Below are 990 nucleotides of genomic sequence, written 5' to 3'. Positions count from 1 at the left end.
GACGGCGGCAAAGGGCAAATCGGCGTAGCCGTATCGGTATGGGAAGAACTCGGGCTGCACATTCCTTTGGTCGGTATCGCCAAAGGTCCCGAGCGCAAAGCCGGTATGGAAGAACTCATTCTGCCTTTTACCGGCGAAGTCTTCCGCCTGCCGCCCAACAGCCCGGCCTTGCATTTATTGCAAACCGTACGTGATGAATCGCACCGCTTTGCGATTACAGGCCACCGAAAAAAACGCGACAAAGCACGCGTTACTTCCTCACTCAGCGAAATCCCCGGTATCGGCAGCAAACGCCGCCAAGCATTGCTTACCCGATTCGGCGGTCTGCGCGGCGTGATTGCCGCCAGCCGCGAGGACTTGGAAAAAGTGGAAGGCATCAGCAAAGCCTTGGCGGAAACCATTTATGAGCATCTGCACTGATTGGCTTGAACAGCAAAAAGGAACAATATGAAACCTGTCATCATCAAGAATATCGAGATCGGCAAAGGCCTGCCTAAAATTGCCGTGCCGCTGGTGGCCGCCAATACGCAGGAATTGGAGCAGGCTTTGCGCGTATTGAAAGAGACGGCTTTTGACATTATTGAATTTCGTGCGGATTTTTTCCAAGAGGCGCTTGATGCCGATTTTATTGCCGAACAATTAGGCATTGTCCGACAGGCTTTTCCTGACAAGCCTTTACTGTTTACGTTTAGAAGGGCGCAAGAGGGTGGCAATGCGCCTTGTTCTGACGACTATTATTTTGAATTATTGGAAAAAATCATCCGTTCCAAACAAGCTGATATTATCGACATCGAGCTTTTTGCCGAGGAAAGCGGCGTAAAACAAGCCATAGCTTTGGCGCATGAGTATCAAACTGCCGCCTTGCTTTGCAATCACGATTTCCAAGCCACGCCGTCTTTGGCAGACATTACAAGCCGTCTGAAAACAATGGCCGAGTGGGGCGCGGATATCTGCAAAATTGCCGTGATGCCGCAATCGTCGCAAGATGTA

Annotated in this window: 2 protein-coding genes; both read left to right on the top strand. The window is 50.9% G+C overall.

Annotated features, from left to right (window positions below):
• Positions 1–420, top strand: a 420-nt coding sequence (locus ACTHS3_RS14820; RefSeq protein WP_440368349.1) for a helix-hairpin-helix domain-containing protein, incomplete at its 5' end; no start/stop codon positions are given.
• 27 nt (positions 421–447) lie between these two features.
• Positions 448–990: type I 3-dehydroquinate dehydratase (gene aroD / locus ACTHS3_RS14815; protein WP_440368348.1), on the top strand; the 543-nt coding region annotated here is incomplete at its 3' end.

Source organism: Neisseria sp. P0009.S007, assembly GCF_051962515.1.
This window is presented reverse-complemented; position numbering and strand designations above follow the sequence as displayed.